At 39.7% G+C, this 23,200-nt stretch carries 18 protein-coding genes; 8 read left to right on the top strand and 10 right to left on the bottom strand.

The genetic code is table 11. The features are described from left to right. Positions 1 to 184 precede the first annotated feature (184 nt). Entirely contained in the window at positions 185 to 1,237 is a 1,053-nt protein-coding gene (locus tag HNR53_RS13225) for a DMT family transporter (RefSeq protein ID WP_184526740.1), read from the bottom strand. Between the two features lie 578 nt (positions 1,238 to 1,815). Between HNR53_RS13225 and HNR53_RS13220 the strand changes: the two genes are divergently transcribed. Continuing rightward, on the top strand, positions 1,816 to 2,838 hold the full coding sequence (locus tag HNR53_RS13220) for an NADH:flavin oxidoreductase (protein ID WP_184526738.1): 1,023 nt from the start codon (positions 1,816 to 1,818) through the stop codon (positions 2,836 to 2,838). 448 nt (positions 2,839 to 3,286) lie between these two features. Further along, positions 3,287 to 4,093 carry a hypothetical protein gene (locus HNR53_RS13215; protein WP_184526736.1) on the top strand — a complete coding sequence of 269 codons (807 nt, stop codon included), beginning with the start codon at positions 3,287 to 3,289 and terminating at the stop codon, positions 4,091 to 4,093. Between the two features lie 498 nt (positions 4,094 to 4,591). Here the strand turns inward: HNR53_RS13215 and HNR53_RS13210 are convergent, their stop codons facing one another. Together HNR53_RS13210 and HNR53_RS13205 are read right to left on the bottom strand one after the other, a co-directional pair. Continuing rightward, complete coding sequence (locus HNR53_RS13210; protein WP_184526734.1) at positions 4,592 to 5,089, bottom strand: hypothetical protein; 498 nt, start codon at positions 5,087 to 5,089, stop codon at positions 4,592 to 4,594. Then, positions 5,086 to 5,562, bottom strand: a complete 477-nt coding sequence (locus HNR53_RS13205) for a hypothetical protein (RefSeq protein WP_184526732.1) — start codon at positions 5,560 to 5,562, stop codon at positions 5,086 to 5,088. Before HNR53_RS13205 ends, HNR53_RS13210 begins: the two co-directional genes overlap by 4 nt. A gap of 253 nt (positions 5,563 to 5,815) precedes the next feature. Between HNR53_RS13205 and HNR53_RS13200 the strand changes: the two genes are divergently transcribed. Then, complete coding sequence (locus HNR53_RS13200) at positions 5,816 to 6,514, top strand: toxin regulator (protein ID WP_184526730.1); 699 nt, start codon at positions 5,816 to 5,818, stop codon at positions 6,512 to 6,514. 407 nt (positions 6,515 to 6,921) lie between these two features. Further along, complete coding sequence (cysQ, locus tag HNR53_RS13195) at positions 6,922 to 7,746, top strand: 3'(2'),5'-bisphosphate nucleotidase CysQ (protein WP_184526956.1); 825 nt, start codon at positions 6,922 to 6,924, stop codon at positions 7,744 to 7,746. Between the two features lie 174 nt (positions 7,747 to 7,920). Here the strand turns inward: cysQ and lplA are convergent, their stop codons facing one another. Both lplA and HNR53_RS13185 read right to left on the bottom strand, forming a co-directional pair. Next, complete coding sequence (gene lplA, locus HNR53_RS13190) at positions 7,921 to 8,916, bottom strand: lipoate--protein ligase (RefSeq protein WP_184526728.1); 996 nt, start codon at positions 8,914 to 8,916, stop codon at positions 7,921 to 7,923. Between the two features lie 88 nt (positions 8,917 to 9,004). Continuing rightward, entirely contained in the window at positions 9,005 to 9,364 is a 360-nt protein-coding gene (locus tag HNR53_RS13185) for a Lin0512 family protein (protein ID WP_184526726.1), read from the bottom strand. Positions 9,365 to 9,631: 267 nt separating this feature from the next. On the opposite strand from HNR53_RS13185, the gene HNR53_RS13180 reads away from it, so the two are divergent. Further along, positions 9,632 to 9,967, top strand: coding sequence for a hypothetical protein (locus HNR53_RS13180; protein WP_184526724.1), 336 nt, complete (start codon positions 9,632 to 9,634; stop codon positions 9,965 to 9,967). 133 nt (positions 9,968 to 10,100) lie between these two features. Here the strand turns inward: HNR53_RS13180 and mprF are convergent, their stop codons facing one another. The 3 genes from mprF to HNR53_RS13165 form a co-directional block, all read right to left on the bottom strand. Further along, entirely contained in the window at positions 10,101 to 12,686 is a 2,586-nt protein-coding gene (gene mprF, locus HNR53_RS13175; protein ID WP_246439568.1) for a bifunctional lysylphosphatidylglycerol flippase/synthetase MprF, read from the bottom strand. A gap of 415 nt (positions 12,687 to 13,101) precedes the next feature. Further along, complete coding sequence (locus HNR53_RS13170; RefSeq protein ID WP_184526720.1) at positions 13,102 to 13,800, bottom strand: polysaccharide deacetylase family protein; 699 nt, start codon at positions 13,798 to 13,800, stop codon at positions 13,102 to 13,104. 213 nt (positions 13,801 to 14,013) lie between these two features. Further along, a complete protein-coding gene (locus HNR53_RS13165; protein ID WP_184526718.1) occupies positions 14,014 to 14,238 on the bottom strand; it encodes a hypothetical protein in 225 nt (74 codons plus the stop codon). Positions 14,239 to 14,572: 334 nt separating this feature from the next. On the opposite strand from HNR53_RS13165, the gene HNR53_RS13160 reads away from it, so the two are divergent. Next, positions 14,573 to 15,625 (top strand): S-layer homology domain-containing protein, encoded by a 1,053-nt coding sequence (locus tag HNR53_RS13160; protein ID WP_184526716.1) that lies wholly within the window; start codon positions 14,573 to 14,575, stop codon positions 15,623 to 15,625. Positions 15,626 to 15,756: 131 nt separating this feature from the next. Here the strand turns inward: HNR53_RS13160 and HNR53_RS13155 are convergent, their stop codons facing one another. Together HNR53_RS13155 and HNR53_RS13150 are read right to left on the bottom strand one after the other, a co-directional pair. Next, complete coding sequence (locus tag HNR53_RS13155) at positions 15,757 to 16,056, bottom strand: phage holin family protein (RefSeq protein WP_184526713.1); 300 nt, start codon at positions 16,054 to 16,056, stop codon at positions 15,757 to 15,759. A 540-nt stretch (positions 16,057 to 16,596) separates the two neighbouring features. After that, positions 16,597 to 17,577 carry a C40 family peptidase gene (locus HNR53_RS13150; RefSeq protein WP_184526711.1) on the bottom strand — a complete coding sequence of 327 codons (981 nt, stop codon included), beginning with the start codon at positions 17,575 to 17,577 and terminating at the stop codon, positions 16,597 to 16,599. Between the two features lie 591 nt (positions 17,578 to 18,168). On the opposite strand from HNR53_RS13150, the gene HNR53_RS13145 reads away from it, so the two are divergent. Both HNR53_RS13145 and HNR53_RS13140 read left to right on the top strand, forming a co-directional pair. Continuing rightward, on the top strand, positions 18,169 to 19,611 hold the full coding sequence (locus HNR53_RS13145) for an S-layer homology domain-containing protein (RefSeq protein WP_184526709.1): 1,443 nt from the start codon (positions 18,169 to 18,171) through the stop codon (positions 19,609 to 19,611). Between the two features lie 757 nt (positions 19,612 to 20,368). After that, on the top strand, positions 20,369 to 23,164 hold the full coding sequence (locus tag HNR53_RS13140) for a carboxypeptidase regulatory-like domain-containing protein (RefSeq protein ID WP_184526707.1): 2,796 nt from the start codon (positions 20,369 to 20,371) through the stop codon (positions 23,162 to 23,164). Positions 23,165 to 23,200: the final 36 nt, after the last annotated feature.

The following is a 23,200-nucleotide window of genomic DNA, read 5'->3' as shown; positions in this document are numbered from 1 at the left end:
AATAATATTTTTCCCATTTGGGGTTCCTCATACAGATTCCAACGGTCCATTATCCATACAGCTTCCAACTTATGACACACTTTGAATCCGATTTTTATACTAATTACTTTTTAGTGGTCTATACCTGTCCCAGTGTCCCTGTTAAAAGTCATTTATATTTTTCTACTCCCTTCAACAGATTCCGTTACGTTTTTTTTGTCCATTTTTTCTTATTACTAGATATCAAATTACCCGGATGTTCGGCATCTTCAGTATTAATATCAAAATCACCGGAAATGTGAACCAGCTCTTTTAGATTTCCTATGACAAAGAACGAACCTACTATGACGATGATTGTCCCAATAATGAAATGGAGGCTGACTGGTGTTTTGAATATGACTAGGCTGATGGCGAGTGCCCAAGCGGCATATGTATTATTAAGGGCTGTCCCTCTTGCCGTCCCGATTAAATGGATCGCTCTGTAGTATAATACGTAATTGGCCGCTCCAAGAAAAGCGGCTATAAGGAATAGCCAAACTACGTCAGATTTTACGACTTGAAAGCTTAATGAGTATCCATGAATCATTGGCATGACGAATATCGTATAGGTTAGCGCAGAAGCCGTTTGTCTTATCGTAACGGCCATCTCAGGATCAGCATCATCATCCTTTAATCCCCAAGCGCAGATTACTCCCTCTAGTCCCCATCCAATGGCTGAGCCTAAAGCAAGCAATACTCCTAGGATAAAATAGGAATTGGAAACTCCGGAAGATGGAATATAACTTAATATTATGACCCCGGCGATACTTAAAACAATACCAAGCCAAGCTCTAGGACCTATTCTTTCTTTTAAAAATATGAAAGCAAGCAGGGCCCCAATTGCGGGAAATAATGAACTAATACTGGCTGTAAAAGTTGCACCTATATAATGGATACCAAGTAAGTAGCACGTCATTCCAATGGGGCCGCCGAATAGCGCAGCTAGTACGATAATCCATCCGTTTCTGGTTCTCATATATTTTAGTACTTCAATCATCTTGCCTTTCACAGACATCCATAGAATCATCCAAAGAGAGGAAAATAAGTCATGGATGAAGGAGCTTACAAATGGGGCTAATATCATGGCTGCCGCTGAATCGACAAATGGTGCTTTCGCTAAAATGACCCCAATGATGACTGTATTAACTCCCCAGGCGATCGATGAGGAAACTCCTGCTGCAACCCCTTTTCCAGCCTCTGAATGATTTGTTGCATGCAAATTAAATCTGCCCCTTTTCTATTTTTCATATACTTGCCACAAACTGTATTAAATAGATTTATTTTCAATTTTCATGTGATTTGAATACTAATTGTGTAGATTGGGTGATTACTTAGAATATCCATTTAACTATGTATAGGTACAGGTACTCCATATTGACTAGGTAAAAGTAATTAAAGGGAATCAGATAATCAAGTCTACAATATGTCACTTTGGCACATCGGTCAATATTAATTTATAAAATATGGGGGCGATTCCGCTGTTTATCTAGTATATCCTAATCATGGGGATGTATTAATCCACAAGGCTCTGTGGGGATAAATCCCTACAAGTTTTTTTCAAAAATGGATTGCATTCCCCACACTAGAAAATCCACATTTCCCCACTTTAACAAGTCTATCTAAAATTTATAAATTAGCTGATTTAAGTAGCAAATAATCACCCCGCATGACCGAACCAATCGCTGTTATTTCTGTCACTCCGCTTCACATAAACTACACAAAAAAGATATGAAAACTAGTGTATAGTGAAGTGAAAAATGAATTTGACACCAAAGATAAACGAGATGAGGGTGGATAATGAAATTACAGGATAGTGAAATAAAAGTGAACAAAAATGCAGTACTGTTAGAAAGCCGAAAAATTAAAAACTTCGTGTTCCAGAACCGTTATGCTTGTGCACCATTTGATATTACGAAGGCTTCCAAGAATGGACTGATTACAGAAGAATTATTGTCCATATACAAACAGCGTACAGGACCTTCGCTCATTGTAGCGGAACAAGCAGCCATTTCACCGGCCGGCCAGTATAGAGAGAATCTGATTTTTGTCGACCGTGATGAATGCATCGAGGGATTGTCTAAACTTGCAGAGGTGATTCACAGTAACAACCAGATAGCGGTATTACAAATCAATCATGCGGGAAGTTCTGCAGATACTTCTTTAACAGGGATAGAAGCAGTTGCTCCTTCAGCTGTCATGAATCCTGTTGTGAAGCGTTCTATCCCAAGAGCCTTAACGATACCTGAAATTCAGCAAATGAGAGAGGCTTTCGTCCAGGCTGCATTACGTGTGAAGAATGCCGGCTTTGATGGAGTAGAAATTCACAACTGTCATGGATTTTTATTGACTCAATTTCTATCCCCTCTTACCAATACGAGAACAGATGAATACGGGGGGAGCTTGGAGAATCGCAGCCGTCTTCTTTTGGAGATAGTGGGAGATGTACGTAAAGCGGTGGGTGAAGATTTTCTTCTTTTAGTCCGCCTAGGTGTAGATGATCTCTTACCGGGAGGAACCACTTTGGAAGAAGGATGCATCATAGCTGAAAAATTAGAAGAAGCTGGCATTGATATTCTCGATATATCCACCGGTCTTATGCCTCCAATGAGTTTACCGGGTCCTGCCATGTTAAGAAGCAGGCTGCGTGAGGTTAAAAGGCATGTCAAGATTCCGGTTATTGGTGCAGGTGAATTAGAGGATATCGAAATCGCGGCGGACATGGTTGGAAAAGGAGAAGTAGATTTTATCGCCCTCGGCAGAACAATTATGAACCAGCCTAATTATGTAGAAGGGCTATTAGAAAAAATATCATTGGCTTAATCCAGCCATAAAGTGTGTTCGAAACATGGGGGCGTGTTTCGCGTTTCCCTGATATGAACACGGGGACAGGTCGCTGCGATGTTCAAAGGTAATAAAAGGAGCAAACAAATTTCATCTTATAAAGTTTAGATGCCAAAGGACACTTTATTAAGCAAAAAAATGGCTAACGAATTACGTATATATTTAGACAGCCATAAGAATGGAACGACCTTTCCATTGCCGTGAATTGGGTTTGTTTGGACTTTATGAAATGATTACACTTCTTAGTTCTGGGTGCCTGTCTCTGAAGAAACATGGGTACACGTATCCGGATCCCTAATAATTTCTAATTTGATAGGCTCTGAGGAGGGGTGAAACAGGTCTTGGTTAGTTGCTTGTCGTCGTTTGTCAACGGAATAATACATAGAGAATACCAAACTTACATAGCGGGAAGAATGGTCCTTTCGAAATGTTTTATCAGTTAGGACTAGGTGAACGCTCTGGATATGGGCTAGAAAGTATTCATAAAACTTGGAAACTAGAGCATTGGAGAAAACCAGCACTTGAAGAAGAGTTTAAACCTGAGAGGACAACACTAACTTTATTAACCACGTCTTTACTTCCAGATGACGTAGTAAATTTTATGAAATTTAAATTGAGGGACCGTTTTCGTCTATTATCCCCTGATGAGGTCTTGACTTTAGTTACAGCTTATCAAGAAAAAAGTGTCTCAAATGCTCGTATACAACAACTGATCAATAAGCACTCTCAAGATATAATAAAATTATTGTCTAATTTGGTGCAAGAAGGATTATTGGTACCTCAAGGATATGGTAGAGGGACAAAATATGTATTATCGGAAACCTTTGCAATCTCAGATGGAGGCTTTCGTCTTGACCTATTAAATGAGGAGAATACGGATGAGTCTTCCGGTGAAGTAATTTTTACTAAAGCCTTTCCTAATAATGAAAGAAATGAAAACCTCAGTGAAGAGAATATCGAAAATAATGGGGTATCACTTGAAAAATTAGTAGTGATTGCAAAACCAGCGAGAGAAAACACTAGATTACAACCAACTGAAATGAAAAAACTAATTTTATCTCTTTGTAACGAACAATTCCTATCATTAAGTGAATTAACCCACATCTTAAAACGTGAAAAAAGTGGAGTTCGAAGATATGTAAGAGAACTAGTTGAAGAAGAAAAGTTAAAACTTCGATATCCTAAAGTGCCGAGCCATAAAAAACAAGCTTATAAAAGTGTAGATAAAGGTTAATGTAATCAGAAAAACGCCCGTGGGATTATTTATATCTCACGGGAATTTTAGTTAATATTGAAAGGGAAAATGTCAATGAAGGTTCCTTTAGGCAAAAATTATTCCTAGGGAACAGAAGCAAAAATGCATAGGAATAGAGTTATACCTAGGGGACAGAAGCAAAAATGCATAGGAATAGAGTTATACCTAGGGAACAGAAGCAAAAATGCATAGGAATAGAGTTATACCTAGGGAACAGAAGCAAAAATGCATAAGAATAGAGTTATACCTAGGGGACAGAAGCAAAAATGCATAGTAATAGAGTTATACCTAGGGAACAGAAGCAAAAATGCATAGGAATAGAGTTATACCTAGGGAACAGAAGCAAAAATGCATAGGAATAGAGTTATTCCTAGGTGGCAGCATCAGCTGTGCTTTTACCCGGTATAATTTATCATCCCTTCAAAGGTATATCCTATGTTGGGATATCCTTTATACGGAAATAGGTGATTAATACGATTAATGGGTTTTAATAAATTTCCTTAAAAAACGATAGTACCAAATCGTTAATGACTGAATCAGCAAATAAACTGGAAAAGAATAAACAGACCTCCATTCCTTGAATGTAAATACACCGAACCAAACGGTAATCCGTTCATATACCACACTCAGAATGGACAAAGCCACTATATAAAGAAAAAGCTTCACCCCTTTAATGACGAATTTTTCATAGATGTAAAGAAAGAGATAAGCAAATGGCCCATATAGAAGATAGTAAAGGATATCAAAAAGATCGTAGTTAGCACTATCCATCACATCATATAAATCCAATGGCGGACCTGATAATACATGATCTGTTATTCTCGCTATGGTGGCAGAAAATAAAACAATCAGTATCATCATGCTCACTGGCATGTTTCTTTTTAGCAAAAAGAATATCGGATAAGTTGCTACAATGGATAGAATGACAAACCATTCATTTACGTTTAATTCTTTCGGGATTGGAAGTGGATTCATAATAGGATTCTTTCCTTTTTAAGCAATAATCTAAAAAAATGCTGGACCAATAATGTAATTGCAAATAGTGAAATCCAAGCCGTTCCTAAAATCATATGATTCCACTCATGATATTGATATACACCGTATAATCGTAATAGATAATCGCCGCTGTATAAGAGAATGAGAAAACAGCCTAAAAGGACCCCATATCTAAAGAAATTGCGTGCTGCTCCCCTCCATAAGCCGATAAACCATAAGATTGTCAATGGAACATATACGAGTCCATTTAGACGAAATGCCACTACATCCTGTACTCTTTGACTAAGTTCCCATAATCCAAGGTTCACATAAACAATAGACACAAAACTCGTATAACCAAAAACTAAAAGAAAAAATATCAATAACTGTTCAAAAGGATGCAAAAATCTCTTCGTGGTAAAAAAAGCAATGATCACCAACATCGTCAGGCAGGATGCAATCGTAAGCGACAATTGAAAAACCCCCGTTCAAACTCAATCCCTCTTACTTTTTCTCAGTTCCGATAATTTATGTAAACACAGGGGCAGTTCTTGCGTTTCCCTAATAACTTCCAAATGGAAAGCCCGTAAGTTTCGAAAAGTGTTTCTAAATCAACTTCATAAAATAAAAAAATACGTTTTGGATAAAAAATCCCAATTCATAGTATCGTCTCTTTTCCTGATTCAAACAATAATACAATACTCACTAAAGAAAGGATGTTACAACATGAAGGTAATAGAATTTTTAAAAAGAAGATGGAAATATGTATTGACAGCTATTATCGCTTTTATAATTGGAGCAGCAGCAGGTCCTTCACAAGAACAATTAGATAGTGCAAATAGTAAAGTTGAGGATTTGAGTAAACAACTTTCAACGAAAAATGATACTGTCGCAAGTTTAAAATCTAAAAACAAAGACCTAAAAGCTAAAGTAGATGAAGCCGCTCCATGGTTTGCAATGAAAGAAGAAGAGCGTAAACAGCAAGAAGCGGAAGCTAAAGCTGCAGAAGAAAAACGTTTAGCTGAGGAGAAGGCGAAGGCAGAAGCTGAGGCAGCAGCTAAAGCGGCGGCTGAAGCTGAAGCAAAAAGAGTAGCAGAAGAAGAAGCCAAGAAAGGCTATGATACAGGAATCACGTATGATCAATTAGCAAGAACCCCTGAAGACTTTATGGGTCAAAAAGTTAAATTTCGCGGCAAAGTCGTTCAAGTTATGGAAGGTGATGATTCAACTCAAATAAGATTGGCTGTTAATAGTGATTACGACACCATTCTTTTTGCAGAATTTGATAAATCTATTGTTACATCCAGAGTATTAGAAGATGATGTGATTACGATTATGGGAGTATCAGCTGGTTTAATCTCATACCAATCGACAATGGGAGGAAAAATATCCATTCCTGGTATCTCTGTTGATAAAATAGAATAACGAAACGCGGGGACGGTTCTTGCGTTTCCCTAATATCTACCAAATAGAAAGCCCTGTGGAGAGAAATCTCTGCAGGGCTTTGTTATAATTCACCGGCTCACATTCACGACCTTTTTTCTTCATGATATTTTCTTAACTGGATGGTGCTGAGCACCAAAATTTGATAAAATCCGGATAGGCTATAGTTGTTTTGGAATTAAAGTATTTATGAGTAAGATGATGTATGATTGTCTGGAATATTTGCTAAAATTAAAGTAGTTTTATAGGAATAATATTTATTATGATTAATTGTTAAAGTAAGTGCCTGTGGAGAAAAGGAAGCTTCGAAAGCAGTAATGTGGAATAAACGAGTAACAGGTACCACCTTAATTCTGGACGGTATCGAACACTTATTGGAGGAAATATACATGTATGAAAATATTAAATTAACCGATTTAGTGCAAATTTCCATGGCAGCGGGGGAGCGGATACTAGAAGTATATGGTTCGGACTTTGAGGTTGAAAATAAAGAGGATAATTCCCCTTTAACATTAGCTGATAAAAGATCGAATGCAGAAATTATTCAACAGTTAAACCACTTTTATCCTCATATTCCGGTTTTGAGCGAGGAAGTCAAAGCAGTGGATTATCAAGAACGGAAACAGTGGGATTGTTTATGGATTGTGGATCCGCTTGATGGTACGAAAGAATTTGTCAAAAGAAACGGCGAGTTCACCGTAAATATTGCGTTGGTTTGCAAAGGAACACCTGTCATTGGCGTCATTTATGCACCTGTCTTAGATAGGCTTTATTTTGCTAAAAAGGGTGTTGGCGCTTTTAAACTGGAGCAGGCAAAGAACTTTAATAAGATGAATAACGACAATGAATTGCTGGAAGCAGCTTTACGGCTTCCTTATCTCGATAATAAGGACAAAAAATATGTGGTGGCCAGCCGTTCACACATGTCTCCTGAAACAGAGGCTTATGTGAACCGGGTGAAAGAAAAATATGGCGAGACAGAAGTAACATCGATTGGAAGTTCATTGAAGCTCTGTTTAGTAGCAGAAGGGAAAGCAGACGTCTATCCACGTTTCGCTCCTACCATGGAATGGGATACTGCGGCAGGGCAGACAATAGTGGAGCAATCCGGCGGAAAGATTGTCAAAACAGCAGACAACCAGCCTCTGGAATACAACAAAGAAAACCTTCTAAATCCTTGGTTTATTGCGATGAGAGAGGGATTTGGGATTTAAAAATACCTGCAAAGTCACTGTGACACGCCACGATTTATCGAGTGATTGTTCCGGACATGCAGAAAACCCTGCAAAGATAGTTTTGCAGGGTTTTGTTTATACTCTTCTGGCCGACAGAAAGTTTTTTTGCAAAAATTAGGGAAACAGAAGAATCGTCCCCGTGTTTCGAACTGCTTAATAAATCAACCCCAGCAATTCCTCTTTCTCAATATTGCCGAAATAGTGTTTAGTATCTACATCTTTTAATGCTTCTTCAAGGGCGGCTTTTTCGTAGCGTACCCCTTTTAGTTTTTCTTCTATATCGGCGACATTGCCCCAGCCGAAGAAGTCTCCGTAAATTTTTGCATGATGAATGACACCTTTGTCTACATCAAGGCGGATGTCAATCGTTCCTGCCGGGAAGCGGTGGGAGTTTTGGATATTGAATTTTGGTGACTTTCCATAATTCCATTCCCATGTTTGATATTTATGGCGCGAAATCTCATTAATTTTTTCCCAGTCGGCGTCCTTTAACACATACTCCTTGATCTCTCCGCCTTCTTCTTCAAACACACTCTTCAAAATGAATTGGCGGAATTCCTCAACGGTCATCGGCTGTTCAATAAACTCAGAAATATTCCCTACCCGGGCGCGGACGGATTTCACTCCTTTGGATTCAATTTTTTCCTTCCTCGGCTTTAAAGCCTTGCCGACATTGTCCAAATTAGAATTAAGCAGGAGTGTTCCATGGGTATACATTCTGCCGCCTGTTGCAAATTGTGCTGTTCCGGAAACTTTCCGCCCGTCCATTTCGATATCATTGCGCCCCATTAATTCGGCATTCGCCCCCAATTTGCGCAAAGCCTGAATTACCGGTCCGGTAAACTTTTTAAAATTGTCCTGCAGACTGTTTCCTTCATCTTTTGTAATAAAGCTGTAATTCAAATTGCCTAAATCATGATAAACCGCCCCGCCGCCGGACATACGGCGCACCACAGTTACGCCATTATTTTCAACATATTCGGTATTGATTTCTTCGATGGTATTTTGGTTGCGGCCAATGATTATCGAAGGAGCATTGATATAGAAAAGTAAATAAGATTCATGAATATCCAGGTGCGTTAATATGTATTCCTCGATCGCTAAATTAATTTGCGGGTTGTTAATGCCTTTATTATCAACGAATAACATGCTACTCCTCCAGTCTATGCTGCTTAATATTTGACACTAGCATTAGTAATGAAAAACAACTAATAAACTTAGGTCATTCTTGGAAAAATTAATACCCAACTTCAACGGAGGCAACCACAATGTACATCAAATCATTCTTATCGCCTTTTTCCTCAAGCACAACACCGCTGGTTGTCACCATGCCACCATCCATCACTTCCACTGTCACGATGCCAAAAGGCAGGACCTCTTTTACAGCTTCGATATCCAGCAGCTCTTTATCGCAAGGTACGGCCAGCTTTACGTTCACCTTCATATTATTTATATCATTACCGGGCAGCACAGAGCGCATTCCGGGCATCGAATTATAGTGGATCGCATTTTTTACAGCACGGATCGCCGCTTTTGTAATATTTTGACCGTGGACATCAATTCCCATCCCTGTTTCAATAAACATGATTTTTTCCATTGCTTCATCATCTTCCTTCTATTTCTTTTCCTTTATTATAATACTTTAGACTGAGAAGGCGAGGGAATGGCTGGATAAATTAATGAGGGTAGAACCTTAAAAAGAGCGGTGTTATATTGGGACGAGGTTATATTGCTTTTACTTCCAGGGAATATAAGGTTTATGATAGAAAAAAAGAAAAAAGGAATTACAAATGAAATGCGTAGAATTCTATATTGGTTGCTGCAATTAACTTGGGGGCTGCCCTTAAATATAATAGGGGGAATCATGTCCTTTGTCTTATTAATGGACGGAAATAAGCCACGAAAATATGGCTATTCCATTTATTTCGAGGTTGGAGAGAATTGGGGCGGTGTTAATTTCGGCGGATTCTTCTTTGTGCAGAAAAACGCAAGCGCACATATTAAATGCCATGAATACGGACATAGCTTTCAAAATTTAATATTAGGTATATTTATGCCGCTAGTTGTGACTATCCCATCTGCTCTTCGCTATCATTATCGAAATTACAAAAGGGCACAGGGGCACTCCTTGCCGCCATATGATCAATTTTGGTGTGAGGGCTGGGCGACGAAATTAGGCAATAAATATTATAAAGGATAATGGGTAGTAAGGTGTTATCACCAGAAGGACCAGTAATTCATCTTTTATCTGTTCTAAAATCTCCTTTATGCGTCCTCCTCATTTCATATGGACAGTCAAAATCCCTGCAGAGAGGTTCTACAGGGATTTATTATCATCTATCTGGCTGCCTGAATTTACAAAAATTAGGGAAACGCGAGAACCATCCCCTTGTTTCAAGCCTTGTTTTCCTGCTGATCAAGAAGGTGATTTGCATCATGGTGAATAGCAGGGAGGACTGTCTTCTGTAGGCCAAATATTTTGGTTCCCAGTGATTGACGTATTTATCCTTAAATCTTCTTAATCCTTGAAATTGATAGAAGGATTGCCCGTGTTCAAAGATTTGCCAGGCAATTTTTTCACTCAAGAATGAGAATTTTGACATTCCTACATTGGATAGCGGGGCCATGCCCATATTAAATCGTTTATAGCCCTGTTCTTTAGACCAGATAAATAATGAGAGGAAAATAAAATCCATCACTCCCTTTGGTGCTGTCGGAATGAAGCGCATCAAATCGACCGAAAGGGTTTGCCGCCCATCATATACAGGGATCAAGCTGGCAAAGCCTAATACTTGATTTTCGTTTCCCCGGACCACAGCGATGTCTGATTGATTTAAATAATGTTGATCAAAATAGCCGAGAGAGAAACCTTTTTCCGTCCTGCCATTGAGCCATTGTGAAGATACATCCTCAAGCTCTGTCATGAAATCATCGGAAAATGGGGGATGTGCCACCTCGAAATGAATTTGTTCACGGGCAAATTTATTCATAAGCGTCCGCGCATTCTTCCTCTTGTGGCCTTCCATGGAAAAGGACTCCAGATTGACAAATCCTTCCTCGCCAAGTTTGAAAAAGGCATATCCGTTTTCGTGGAAAGAAGGCAGCAGCGATTGGCTCACCTCGTAGTAAACAGGCGTATACCCGTAAAGATCGGCATTTTCGGCAAATTCCTCAATCGCATCGATGAGGTGATCCTTTTCTCCAATGGGATTTCCAAGCACGACCATTTTATTCGCATACTTCTGATAGGAAAATAAAACGGTTTCCTCTTTATTCCAGTAAACATATTTATCATGCAAAAAGATTAAATGAGACAGCGTACTGCCGCCAAATTGATGCAAATGGGCTAAGATTTTTCCCTCTTGACCAAGGCTGGATTCGTCTTTCCAGTTGAGTGGTTTTCTAACCATATAGAAAATGGAAAGGATGATTAGGGCCGTCACCAAGCCGATCATGGCACTAAAAAATACATCATGGGAATTCATCATCACATAGGGCATCAGCTTGGCTGGAAGATTGATTTTAGAGCTTGGCAGGTTTACATAGCCAATAAATAGATAGAGAAAAGTAAACAACAGGATGATAGTAATGTCGAAAATGCTTTTTCCCCAAGTTAGAACATAATTCTCCCGGTAAAATTGACTTTTGGCCAATCTTAAAAGAATGGCTGCAACCAGCACAAAGCTTGCTTCTTCGTAATCAATCCCTTTGAATAAAGTAAAGACAACGGCAAATGACAATACAATCAGGGTGATATGGTAGACCCATTTTACCTGGTATTCAATCCCTCTTGACAGCCCAAGAAGAATAAATCCCGCTGTCACGGAAAGCTGATGGGAAAGATTCATAATCGGCAATGATAAGATTTCCTGTGCCAGCTTTAAGCGGGCGATAATCCCAGGGACAGAGGCCGATAATAGCAAGATGAAACCGGAAACAAAAACCATGATCGTTAATAGAATATGGCTCAATTTTTGAATGAGCATGTTGGGCAATTGGTTCCACGATTGATTCCACTTTTCCCAATATTCTTTAATGAAAAGAACAAAGGACAGGATAAACGGAAGCACAAAATAGCCGATGCGGTAAATAATGATCAGAGCAAGTACTTTTTCATCAGACGTCACTAAGCTTTGCATGCCCCAAATAAACACAAGGTCAAATGAACCCAGTCCGCCGGGAATCATACTGGCGGCCCCTGCGCACGATGCAATAATAAAGACAGGGAAGAGATCCTCCAATCGAAGCGGAATCTTCAAGAAGAAGGCTGATGAATAGATAACGAGAAAAGCACAGAGCCATTCAAGAACAGAAGTTGCCAGCAGAGCGGCTCCTGAACGGAAGCTGACGGGTGTTTCCTTTCCTTTCAGTTTGTGAAAAAAATGCACCATGAAAAACAGCGGCGCATAAAGCCCAATCCCCACAACAGCTAGAAAAAGCCATTTGGTCTCTGCAAGAAGGTGGGAATCGTAATAGAAGAAAAGAACCACCCAAGAAAGCAAAGATAAGCCCGTTAGGAAATATAAGGTTACTGAAGCAATGGTGCCAAGTAATGAACGGTTGGCATCTTTGTATTGGGTATAAAAGGATGTCCGCAGCATCATGCCGACAAGTCCGCCAAAACCAATGAGATTGGAAAAGGAATTGGTAATGAATGAGTTCCTTAGCAGTTTTTTTCGCGGAATCTCCAGTCCTAAAACGCGGGCAAGGATCACATCATATAAAAACATAGGTGTAATTGCCAAGAAAGCAATCATTAGAATAAGGAGGATTTCCGCATACTGTAACTTCCCCAGCTCTTGCTGCAGCAGCCCAACATTAAGTGTCCGCACGAAATGGCCGATCTCAAAAATAGCCACAGCAAAAAGCGCCAATGGAAAACCAACCTTACCAATCTTAAAAACCATTTCCCGATTCATACACATCACCTTTTCGACATCACAGTTGCCACCCGGAATTTATTAAAGGCATATTATTGATTCTTGGATGGAGTTATGATTCACGATCTATTTAGTATTATTTTATATAAAAAATTTAAATTTAAGACTTGTCACCTTATTTAATCTAGTCAAGTATACCGTAGCAAGAGTAACTGTGCCAGAGGGGGGATGGAAAACTTTGTATCGCGTTACTTTAGATGGGAATTTCCGGGAGTCAAATGCTCAAAATAAAATGAAAGTGCAGATAGAAAGGAATGGTCAAATGTCATGCAGATGCATCTCAGCTAGTTGAGGATAGATCCATAATAAAAAAGGACCCTTCCAGAGTCCTTTGATAAATTTCTTACCTTATTGAATTACGCACCCGCATAGTTGGAATGCCAAGGTTTGGAACTTATAATTCCTGAAGTGTATTGATAGTAACAAACGTAAACCCTTCTTTAGATAGTGCTTGTAAAACCCCTTCGATTGCTTGAAGCTCGGTACCAGTGTCATCATACATCGGGTGCATCAAGATAATGGAGCCTGGTTTAATATTTCTCTTAACGTAATTTACCTTGTCAGAAGCGTTTGTGTAATAACTATCCGGTTCGATATTCCAGGTGATGGTATCCCTATTATGTTTATGTAGATAATATGGTAAGAAGACAAGTTTTTTTCCGTTTGGAGGGCGAAAATCAATTTCCCCTTTAAACCCTGCATTTTGAATTAATTGGTCTGTTTTTTCAATTTCTTCTCTAATATAGGAAGGAGCTTTGAAAATCATTCGTTTGTGAGAATAAGTGTGATTTCCAATTTGATGTCCGGCTTCAACAATTTTCTTTGCTTCCTCTGGATGTTTTACCATTTCCTCACCAATTAGGAAAAAGGTAGCCTTGGCATTGTATTTATCCAATAGGGGCAGGATCTGATCGACATTCTTTGTTGGTCCATCATCAAAAGTCAAAGCAACCACCTTTTGCGTGGTCTCTACTTGTTCAGTTAAACCTCCAAACAGTTGGAATGTTCTAGAATTCATTAGTTTATATGTACCAAGTAATAAAAGGAAAGCCAACAGAATGCTTAATCCAATAAACAGCAATTTCTTTTTCATAAATACGACCTTTCTTTTCTAGAAGATAAACTTCTTCGTTTATAATAATAATTCATTATAAAAATGTCATTGGATTTGTCAACTTAATTTGTGGACTTCATGGGAAAGCGTCTGTGAGAGCGCTTATTTAAATGATAAAACAAATAAGGCGCTTCTTTTAGGCACCTTTAAGCAGTTTCGATAATAATTTCGGAATTCCGCATGGTGCCGCTTTCATTTTGCTGAAACGGTCCCGCCGCGATAAATCGTGATCGAAAGCTTCGTATGATATGGACAAACCTCATTGTCATTTGTTTTTATGTAATGTTTGCCGCAAATTTTCCCCCGGTTTTGATAATAACAATTTCTGCAGCAGTTCGCCTTAAAGTTTGATTCAATAATCCCAGCCTGTTCCTTTACCATCCGTCTAATATGAGATGACGGTTTTGTTTTACTCATTCCCCGCTCCCCTTTGCATTAAACTCTCCGTATTTTAACTACTAATACACAATTCGGAATATCCTTAGTTTTATTGAGGGTCCTATTCGAAAAATTAGAAAATGGGCACAACAGATTAGACAAGCCGCAGGGATGCTCCTAAATGGGTCGGAAGAAAGTTCTTTATATTCCTTCGTAGAGAATGATTTATGTGTTAAATTCGTGCATTTATTTTCAGAAAATTCACATATCATTACGAAAAAATATGATAATATAAAATGTGGTCTAATCTATAATCAGAAAAAACACATATTATGGAAGAAGTCTGTATTTAAATGAAAGGGGGGATTTTGCTTTGAAGAAATATTTCTTCTTATTCATCATTTGTTTCCTTATGTGGAGTGGTTTAGCGGCGGGAGCGGCAGCGGCAGAATTTAAAGATATAGATTCTAAACACCCTTTTTACGATGAAATGATCTATTTAAAAAATGAAGGAATTATTTCAGGATTTACAGACGGCACCTTTCGTCCGGATGAAAGGGTTACCCGGGCGAATGTCGCAGTGATGCTTGGGAAGGCTCTGAAATTAAATGGGGCGAAAAAGCCTACCCCTTTTAAAGATGTTCCTTCAAGCCACCAGGCGAGCGGATATATTTCCTCTGCAGTGGATGCGGGCATCATTTCAGGTTATTCTGATGGCACCTTTCGTCCAAATGAGATTGTTTACAGGGGGCAGATGGCCATTTTCCTCGCCCGGGCCTTTCATTTAGAAGTGGAAGCGGTTGTGCCTTTTACAGATATCTCGTCAGCCATGGCCAGTTATCCTTATATTAAGCGGCTCATCGCAGCTAATCTAACGGCCGGCTATGGAGACAATACGTTCCGTCCTAACCAAAAGGTAACACGTGCGCAATTCTCGGCATTTTTGGCAAGAGGTCTGAATCCGGCCTTCAAGGTGGAATTTCCGGTTCAACTGAGCTATCAACGGAATACATCAAAGGTCTATCATTATGAGGCAGACTTCGTCGGACCTCACTATTACCGTCTATCGGACAGAAAATATGAGGGCTGGTATCTATGGGATGTTTATGAAGGGAATGTATATTCTTATTCCTTTTTAGAAAACGAAAATATTCAGGGCTATTACATTGGATATCCGGATTCTGAATTTCATCAATTGATTAGTTATCCAATCATGCTCGGAAAGACATGGGACGGATATGGAGAGATGCCTGATTATTATTCCATTACCGGCACAGATTTGACTGTAACAACCCCGGCAGGGACCTTCCATCATGTTGTGGCTGTTTCCTTTGAACAAGTGACTGAATATTTTGCACCGGGTGCAGGGACGATCAAAATAACGCAGAACGGTAAAACGGTATCCCAACTGGTGAGAATAGAATAGTCATCCTATTATCTGAAAAAGCGGCTGAGCATCCATAGAATGGGTGCTCAGCCTTTTTTATCATGATGAAATCATGATCCAGAATGGAGTTTGTTAACAAGGACCGCATCATAAAACCTGCAGCCCTGTCCTCACTTCTTATGATCATCCTTCTTCTTCGTTTCCTTATGTTGGTTGATTCCCGTCAATGTATTCTCGATAATATCGCGTGAAATCACCGCAACCCCTGTAACGAGAATTCCTTGGACGGCTGACTCAATGGCCCATCCGTAATGAAGCATACAGGCTAAAATGGCAAAGGCCATAAGGATCCACGGGTGGATCCATGGCGGCAGCTGCGGCGTCTGTTTTAAAAATAATCCAATAAAATACAAAGCGGGCACAAGGATAAAGGCATCAGGCCTAATGTACATTGATAAGTCGAAGCTCATACATTCACACACTCTCCCCAAATCATTTAGGCGGATTTACTATGCCATAATATATGCAGCTGCCTAAATACATGCTTATAGGCTATTGCGGAAATTGCAGCGTGGAAAGCGAAGTGCCTGGAACGGAAATCAACAACAAAGTAATAGAGCCTAGAAATAAATTAATAACCTGAAACCTTCTACGAATTGCATCGTATAAACCTATATGAAAGCAATCATTCTGTTAAAAAAGAATCTATTAAAGTGAAACCTTTTCCCATCCGAGTGCGTCTAATAGTAGAGCAGGGACTTTTTCATATAAGGGAAACAACCTCAATGAGTTGGAGATACAAAAAAGGGGACTATTTTACAAAAGGTTATGTTCATGTTCAATGTTGATTTTAGCCATATGTGTATGGTGTGAACGGGTTTTCTTTGGTTACAAAGAACGTAGTGAACCCATGCACATATGGCGGTTTAAGGAAAAACAACAAGGTTTAACACAGCCTTACATAAAAAAAGAACCTGCACTTTAAAAAAGTACAAGTCCTTTTATTTCTATTATTTCGAAGCGTTCATCGCGTTATAGATGGCAGTTGAGAAGAATGAACGAGTTGCAAGGTCTGTTGCGTTGTAACGGTCACCGGCAAATACGGAAGTGCTGTCGATGCTGGCCATTGTAACAATAGCATCATGTGCCCAATATGTAGATGGGATATCACTGTATGTACTTGCAGCTTGTACCGGAAGATTAAATGCTCTTTGTAGAATAACCGCCATTTCGGCTCTTGTCATATTCGCATCAGGACGGAATGTACCGTCTGCGAAACCATTGATAATACCTGCTTCTTTGATTGCCGCTACATCAGCTGCATACCATTTTGAATCGGCAACATCACCAAATCCGGCAGAGCTTGAAGCTTGTTTCTTTAATACTCTATTTATAATAACCGCAGCTTGTGCGCGGGTTACATTCTCTTCTGGATGGAACGTACTGTCACTAAAACCTTGAATAATGCCAGCTGTTGTTAAAGTTTTAATAGCAGGGTAAGTTGGGCTTGCCGTGCTGACATCAAGGAATTCGCCAGGAGCTGCCGTTAATACACGGGTTGCACCGTAATATTTAGGACCCCAATAGCCGCCGCTTAATGAATCCACTTTAATTCCTTTGCTGGTTGTAGCGCTGATAAATTGATTTTCGCCAAGATAGATACCAACATGAGTAATTCCGGATTTGCTTGCTGTACCGCTGAAAAATACTAAATCACCTGTTTGTAGATCAGCTTTTGTTACTTTAGTTCCAGCGTTATATTGATCCGCTGATACTCTTGGTAATTCAATTCCAAAATTACGAAATACATAAGATGTATAACCCGAGCAATCAAAGCCGGCTGGAGTTGTTCCGCCCATACGATAGGGTACCCCCACATATGATTTCGCATAGCTTGTTACGTCTTGATACGATGCTGCCGACACCGGTTGGAATGAAAGGGCTGTCATAACTAATAATCCGGCCAAAATTTTTGTAACTTTACGTCTCATTCTGCCACCTCTTCGGAGATTTTCGCTTTTCATCTAGCAAAATATCACAATTTTTCTCAACGTTATTAGTCTAACAGAAAAATCGACAGCGCAACTTTACTGTTTCATTACAAAAACATTTCATAAAGGAAGTTTGTAAATGTCCAATTGTCGTGAAAAATGTCGAAAAAGCACAGAAATAAAGGTTTTTTTCTTATATTTCTCTGAAAAAGGTCGAAACAAGATGTTCAAACTTTAGACATATTTACGAGTGAATAGAGAAGGTTGATAGCACTATAGTCATGGTGCTTTTATGAAAAATAGTGATAAACCTAGTATGAATGACCCTTTTTTATGCCGGTAGATTGAACCGGATAATCGACTGAAATGGATCAATTATCTAGTTCACATATTTGTAATATTTGTTAAAAAATTACATTACTGGAAATGAGTTGTTGATAAAAAGTCTAAGGTATTTTAATCGTAGGAATGCAGGAAGCAGAGGAAGAGGTGAACTTCTGCTTCCTTTTTTTTCGGAGCCTTTGTTAAGCGGTTCTATGTTAATATAATGATAGATGATTAACTTACTAGTTGAGATAGGAGAATGGAAAAATGAAATTTAAGGTTGGCGTTTTGACTTGTTTAACGGCGGGGCTGCTCGTTGGACAAGCTGCGGCTGCACCTGTGCAGAATCCGGTATATGCGGCGGCAGGAGAGACATTTGTCACGGAGAATCCTTCTTTCCAAACGATTAATAGGATGCTGACGGAAGCAGCCATTGCGGCGGACATTCCGCCTGAGGTTGTGAAGGCTGTCGCGATGCAGGAATCAGGCTGGAGACAGTTTTTCGAAGGAGCACCATATAGATCAGATGATAATGGTTATGGCATCATGCAGATTACCAATTTTGCAAACTATCAAGGAAAAGAAGAGTTAATTAAATATAAGATGGAAGAAAACATTAATGCCGGTGTTGAAATCCTGAACGGGATGTATGACCGTAACGATCTGCCAAAGGTGAAAAATGCAAATAGGCACGACATCGAAAGCTGGTATTTCCCGGTTATGGCCTACAACGGCATCAAACCGGTCAACAGCCCGTTAAAGCAGGCGACGGGTGAAAGGAATGAAGGGGCTTATCAAGAGCAGGTCTTTGCCAAAATCGAAACTGCAAACGATTTAGAGCTGGGACAGTTCCCATTCGATGCAGCTGATTTTCAGTATGATCCAGATAGCGACAAGAATATTGAATTTCAACAGGACGAGTATGAAGCAGCGAATCTCCATGAATCGGCTTATTTTTTCAAAAATAATGCTCAGGTTGTGACGAGTACGGATACGAAACTGCGCAAGACACCAAGCACAGAGGTAAAGGTCATTGATCTTCCGCAAAATACTACATTGATTATTACAGGCGATTTTCAATATGACGAGAAAAGTTCTGACAATCAGTTCGTCTGGTATCCGGTAAAAACAGCCGATAAAAAGTACAGCGGCTTTGTATCCTCTGCTTATTTGAAAAAGGCTGAGCCTGTACAAAAGGTAAATTTCACTGATGTGGATTCAAAATATCAGGAAGCCGTTAGTTATCTTGTAGCAAAAGGGATTAAAGGAAAATCCACAGCGGCCTTTGGCACATACGAACCGATTAAACGGGTAGATGCTGCAGTGATGCTGGCAGAGGCTGCCGGTTGGGATATCGATAGTGCTCCTGACTCCTTATTTACCGATGTACCCGACCGTGCCGTGAAGCATGTCAATGCGATGAAGGTAATGGGAATCACAAGTGGTAAATCAAAAACATCATTTGGTGCACAGGACTTCATTACCCGCGGCGAACTCGCGGTGTGGATCAAAAATACCTTTAAACTCGAGGGCGATCCTAATTATGCTTCGCTTCCATTCGATGATGTAGCGAAGCAATATGCCCCATCCGTTGCAGCACTTGTCAGCAATAACATCACAAGCGGTACATCTGCAACGACATTTGGCACCTATGACAATGCCAAACGCGGCGACTATGCAATTTTCATTTATCGCGCAGCCGTTAAATAGGATGGTTTGCAATAATATAAGCTTTAATAGACAGAGGAACGCGGCCTCTGTCTTTTTTTTCTTTTAAAATAGAAATGAGTCTTTAAAATCTAGGTTTCTAACATAAAATTAGGCTGAACTCTGTGAAATTTGTCTGTGTATGGAACGAACTGAACACTTTCAGAAAGGAATTGCACCAAAATGAGCGAGATTGCACCAAAAAACAAATAATTGCACCAAAATAGGCGATAATTGCACCAAAAATACAATAATTGCACCAACATCATCGATATTTGCACTAATTAGAATCATTTCAAAATCATACTCGATGGTAGTCTTTCCACAGGTCATAGTTGCCGGTCAATCCAATATCTGGGTTCTAGATTGCATCCTGACATAGCTTTTTTTTAAAAGAATGCTGTTATATCAAAGTTTCCACGTTGGTTTACTATATATTCACACAATTCCAACGAAGAAATAAATGAATGAAACACAATATGTTGGTTTGTTTACCATAAAGAACCACTACAATTTGTGCGTAGGTATGATAATATTGTGTTTGTAGCCGATGAGGTGTGCGAGATTATGAATCTGCGAGATTGATAATCAATGACACGCCAGGCGCTATGGACTTACATTAATAACCTCAATAAACAACCTCAAATCAAATGCAAGGCGATTTTCCTATCATAAGGAAAATCAAAATCATAATTCATTTTTCAGTCAGCATTACTTATTAACAAAACTAAACTACAACCACATTGGAGGAATTCATTACATGACAAACTCAAAATCATTGCGTAAATTCTTAACTACTGCTGCTACTGCTACAATCGTTGTTGGCGCCGCGAGCCCTATTGCTCTTGCAGCCGGATTTGAAGACGTAGCTCCGCAGTATAAAGAAGCAGTCGATTTTGTTACTTCTAAAGGAATTACTGGATTTAACGCAACAACCTTTGGAACTTATGACAACATTAAACGTGTCGATGCAGCGATTATGCTTGTAAAAGTTCTTGGATTAGATATCGAATCTGCACCGGCTTCAGGTTTCACAGATGTACCTGACCGTGCAGTTAAATATATTAATGCCCTAAAAGCGGCAGGAATAACAAGCGGAAAAACAACAACTGAATTCGATGCACAAAGCCCAATTAAACGCGGTGAACTGGCTATCTGGATTGACAGAGCCTTCACGAAGCTTCAGGAAAAAGAAAGCAATGTAGTCTTTAACGATGTGGCACCGCAATATAAAGAGGCTGTTGCTACATTAGTGAAATACGGCATTACGAGTGGAACATCAGCTAACACATTTGGCACCTATGACCTGGCAAAACGCGGTGACTTTGCCCGCTTCCTTTATAAAGCAGCACAAGAGTCTGAAAAAATTAACCCATTAGCATCAGGTATTTCCGGTTTCGTGATGGACAACGAAACACCTGTTGTAGGTGCAGCGGTTTCCATTGGTTCCCAAACAGTGAAAACAGACGATAAAGGTTATTATACCCTGCTTAACATTGCACCAGGCAAACACGAAGTCAAAATTGAAGCGGATGGCTATGTCACAACTAAGACCGCAGATGTAACAGTTGCAGCGGATAAAGTGACATCATTCTCAAAAGACATTTCTTCTGTCTTAATTGATACAGATTTAATTAAAATTTCCGGTGTCGTAGTGAATGCAGCATCCAGTGCAGCAATCAGCGGGGCCGATGTTAACCTTGAGACCTTTAATACTGATAAACAAGAGTGGAAAACAGTAGCTTCTGTGCAAACAACTGCTAATGGCGGATATGAAATTGCTCAGAAAGATGCGGATTCTAAGCTTGATTTAGGTGCAGAGTACCGTCTGACTGTTTCAATGGACGGCTATAAAGACTATGTTGTTCCATCCGTTACATTAGATGGGCAGAAGGTAGATAATGTTCTTGAAGGTATCAAGCTTGCAGCCATTGCGCCAATGGATATTACAGGAACTGTTACAAATGCAGAAGGTGCGAAAGTGAATGCTGCAGATGTAAAAATCTATAATGCTGATGGAAAATTGGTACAGTCTGCAACAACAAATGCACAAGGTGTTTACACAATTGAAAATGCAAAATTGGTAACTGACACATACAACGTCGTGGTGGATGATAAAGTTTCTGCCGTTTCCAATACAGATTTAGCGGCAACAGAAGGTACAGATGCAGTTCATAATGTAACCCTAAAAGCAGGTCACAGCATTACTGCCACCATTGATACAGAAACCGTAAACGGCAATTTCGGAACAGGATCTGCTGACGAAGTGGTCTATAAAATGGAGCTTTTACAAGGAAATACAGTTATTGCAACAGATGAATTTAAAAGTGAAAAAGATGCAGCAGATGCAGTGCTTACATTCGATTTCGCCCGCGTAGCAAATGGTGATTACTCCTTAAGACTTTCTGGTGATTATGTTGTAACAAAAACTTATTCTGTTGGAGTTACTGAAGATAAAGCGGTTGAGGACAGAGCGCTGGAAGCTGGGATTATTACTGGGAAAATAACAGCTGGTGCAGCACTTAATGATGCAGCAGTGAACTTATTAGATGCCAATGGCAAAGTTGTCGCTGAGGCGAAAACAAATGCAGATGGAAGCTATATGTTTGTCGGCTTGGCTGCAGGCAAATATAAAGCAGAAGCTGTCAAAAATGGTCTCGTGACTGAAAAAACAGCAGAACTGACAGTAACTAAAAATAATGCCACAGATGCAGGAACACTTGACCTGAAAGCAGTCGCAACAACAGGTGATGTAGCTGGATATGTTCGTACAGCAGGAACACTTAAAGCTGTTGCCGATGCCACGGTTACTTACTATGATGCAGACGGTGAAGAGGTTAAACAAGCTAAAACAGATGCAGATGGTAAATACGCCATCACTAAAGTAGAGCCTGGTAATTATAAAGTAGTCGTTCGCGGCACAGGGGTTGAAACCTATTCTGATACGCAAAAAGTGAATGCTGGCGACAATCTGACAGCGGCTAATTACTCCATGACAGCCGGTGGGGATGCCACATTAAAAATTACAGTCGTGGACAGTGAAGGCAATCCGGTCAATGCAGCGGCAAATGGATTTGATTTATCAGATGTGTTCGTTGACCCAACCAACCCAACTGTCGGTGTAGTAGAAAAAGCTGATGCAGCGGCAAATACCGTAACATTCACTGGCTTATCTGCCGGCACATACAACTTAGCGATTGATACAGCATCTGCAGACTTCGTGGATGTGAAAACAACAGCAACAGTTGCCGCAGCTGAAAAAGCAGAACTGAAGATTGTGGTAGATAAAGTCGCTGCACAAAGCGCTGTCAACTTCCGTGTCGTTGACGAAAACAATGCCAACGTCGATGGTGCCACAGTGGTTATCTTTAAAGAGGATGGCACAATGAAAGAAACCCATAAAACAACAAACGGCACAGCTGACCTGGCATTAATTGACGGCAATTATACCCTAGCTGTTTATCACAACGGATACCTAGTATCTAAACATGAACTGACAGTGGCTGGAAAAGATATCACAGTGCCAGTTATCCAATTAACAAAATCACAAAACTAAGCAAAATCAGGACGCTTCGATTTTGCGGGAATAATA

Origin of the sequence: Bacillus benzoevorans, assembly GCF_014207535.1 — a bacterium.
In the GTDB taxonomy this organism is placed as follows: domain Bacteria; phylum Bacillota; class Bacilli; order Bacillales; family Cytobacillaceae; genus Bacillus_BD; species Bacillus_BD benzoevorans.
Note: the sequence above shows the minus strand (reverse complement) of the source record. Positions and strands in the feature narration are given on the sequence as shown.